This window comes from Actinacidiphila acidipaludis, from assembly GCF_019890725.1.
Taxonomy (GTDB): domain Bacteria; phylum Actinomycetota; class Actinomycetes; order Streptomycetales; family Streptomycetaceae; genus Actinacidiphila; species Actinacidiphila acidipaludis.
Window position 1 is genome coordinate 1 of the sequence record NZ_JAINZZ010000153.1, and the last position, 520, is coordinate 520.

The window sequence follows — 520 nt, forward strand, 5'->3', positions numbered from 1 at the left end:
AGTTTCCACACACTGGCGATGTTCCTGCTCGAAGCCGGTCTCCGTTCGCACACACCCGCACATCTGCGTGTGCGGCGTGAGATGACCGTCGTCGTGGACACGAACAGCCGGCCGGAGCCCGACCTCGTGGTCATCCGGCGGGAGGCGGTGTCCGCGACCGGCCACACCGAGACCGGCTACCGGGCCGAGGACGTGGTGCTCGCCGTCGAGGTGGTCTCGCCGGAGTCGGCCGCCCGCGACCGGAAGCGCAAGCCGCTGCTCTACGCCGCAGCCGGAATTCCGCACTTCTGGCTCGTCGAGCCCCTGGACAGCGGCCGCCCCGCGATTCACACCTACGAACTCGACCGGGTGGGGGCGAAGTACGAGCTGACAGGCATCCACCACGACCGCCTCAAGCTCCCCGCCCCCTTCACCATCGACATCGACCTCGCCGCGATCGACGACATGTAGCCCGCGTCCGGGCGCCGCCCGCCTCCGAAGGCCGTCCGGCCAGAGGTCATCCTTGCTCGGCGTCAACACG

The 520-nt window shown here is 69.4% G+C and carries 1 protein-coding gene; it reads left to right on the forward strand.

The features are described 5' to 3' along the window. Positions 1-450, forward strand: a 450-nt coding sequence (locus tag K7862_RS37100; RefSeq protein ID WP_222970216.1) for a Uma2 family endonuclease, incomplete at its 5' end; no start/stop codon positions are given. Positions 451-520 lie beyond the last annotated feature (70 nt).